Annotated in this window: 2 protein-coding genes; one reads left to right on the top strand and one right to left on the bottom strand. The window is 64.0% G+C overall.

All coding sequences use genetic code 11. The annotated features are described in order from the left end of the window. A partial coding sequence (locus tag EN964_RS32820) for a glycoside hydrolase family 5 protein (protein WP_127277319.1) occupies positions 1-947 on the top strand: 947 nt, incomplete at its 5' end. On the opposite strand, the gene EN964_RS32815 is transcribed toward EN964_RS32820, so the two are convergent. Beyond that, a partial coding sequence (locus EN964_RS32815; protein WP_127277317.1) for a VpsF family polysaccharide biosynthesis protein occupies positions 910-2,040 on the bottom strand: 1,131 nt, incomplete at its 5' end. The two genes, EN964_RS32820 and EN964_RS32815, sit on opposite strands and share 38 nt — an antisense overlap.

Here is a 2,040-nt window from a genome sequence, read left to right as displayed (position 1 = left end):
GCCGGTTGCTGGACATGCTGGATGCCGCTGTCACGGCCACCCTCCACGCCGATCTCGGCATCATCGTCAACATCCAGGCCAATGCAGCCACCCATTACTGGAACCCCGACCGCATGGTCTCCAGCACCGCCGCACCCGCGTTCGATCTCTACCGCGGGCTGGTCGGCGAGCTTGCCGGCAGGCTGGCGCGGTTCCAGCCCGGCAGGGTGGCGCTCGAGCCGGTCAACGAGCCGGCGCAGGCCTGCGCGTCGAACGTCTGGTCGCAGATCCAGCTTTCACTTCTGACGGCGGCAAGAGCATCGGCCGCGACCCTGCCGCTGGTCGTCACCGGCGGCTGCGGCTCGATGGTGAGCGGACTGACAGCGCTCGATCCGGCACCGCTGTCCCCGTTCGAGCCGATCCTGTTCACCTTCCACTTCTATGAGCCCTATCTGTTCAGCCATCAGGGGGCACCCTGGATGCGCGAGCCCGTCTACCGGTCGCTCAACAATGTGCCGTGGCCGGCATCTGCCGGCTCGCTGGAACAGACGCTGGCATCGGTCAGGGCGCGCATGGCGCAGGACACCGAAATCCCTGAAGACGCCAAGCAGGCAGCCTATGCCGATACCGAGCGTGTGCTGAAAGTCTATTTCGACGCCCGGCCCGACCGCTGGTTTGTCGACAAATATCTTCGCCAGGTTCGCGACTGGGCCGACGGCCACGGCCTTGCGCCGGAACGCATCATCATGGGCGAGTTCGGCGCGCTGCGCACCGACGCCCGCTATGTCGCCGCCCCCAATCCGGATCGCGCGCGCTACATCGCCGATGTCAGACGGAGCGCCGAGGAACTCGGCTTCGCTTGGGCACTGTGGGATCTCTTCGATGGCATGGGCATGATGGACGACACCACCCGGGCACTGGACCCCGATATCATCGCGGCGCTTGGCCTGACCATGCCGGCGGACTGACGGGCCTGAACGCTGCCCGCGTCGGCCGGTAAAGCACCAGCGCCAGCACCACGAACTTGGTCAGCAGCGTCGTCTTCGACGCGACGCTTTCCGAGGTGTTGATCAGAATGACCCAGCCCAGCATCGGCAGCCAGATGCCGGGATGGCAGCGGCGCGCCACCTCGAACAGGAACAGCACGAAGCCGAACGTCAGCAAAAGGGTGAAGAAGGCGCCCTGATAGAGGACGGTGCGGATAATCGGGTTCTCGATGCCCTGTTCGAGACCGTTGATGCGGCGCAGGCTGTCAATCAGGTCGACATCCGGCCCCACGATCAGATCGCGTAATTCCAGGTGCTTGAAGAGCTCGAACATCTCGACGCGGGCATTGGCGCTGCCGCTGTCCGACACGAAGCGCTCCAGCAGCGCATCGAAAAAGCCATAATATGCCGCCACGATGATGACGACCGGCAGCAGCGCGGCAAGCATGAAGCCGAGTGCCGCACCCAAGAGATTGACGCGTCCCCGGCGCAATTTGCTGATGCCCTTGGAAAGCAGATAGCAACCGCCCAGCACAATCGTCATCACCATCGCCGAACGGCCGCCGAACGCGACAAGTGCCGCGCATTGCAGGCCGATCAATCCTATCCGCACAGGCGTCGACAGGGATCTGGCACCGGAGAGCAGCGCAAGCACGTAGATCGACGTCACCATGGCATTGGCGAGCGGATGTCCCTGCAGCGCGCTCGAGCGCAGATCGGTGGTAAACGCCACGCCGTCGAGGCGATAGGGGAAGATAAGCGTCTTGGTGGCGAACTCGAAAAGGGCAAGCAGCGCATTCGCCGTCATGACAACGTGAACGACGGTCTGCAGCCCGGCGAATGTCCGTTCGTCGTCCTCGCTGAGCATCAGCACCAGAAGTGCCGCGGCCACGAACGTATCGATCATGCCAGCCATGCCGGGCCGCTGCCTGGCGATGACGACGAACAAAAGCACGATCGATATGGCGGCCATCAGCGCGCTGGCCGGCCGCCTGTCGGCGAGATGGACGATATAGCCGACCGGATTGCCTGACGCACAGGAGCGCCAGGCAAACAAGAGGACGATGAGATAGGT

Source organism: Mesorhizobium sp. M7A.F.Ca.CA.001.10.2.1 (assembly GCF_003998575.1).
Taxonomy (GTDB): Bacteria; Pseudomonadota; Alphaproteobacteria; order Rhizobiales; family Rhizobiaceae; genus Mesorhizobium.
The sequence above is the reverse complement of the archived record's forward strand: the minus strand, read 5'-3'. Positions and strand labels throughout refer to the sequence as shown.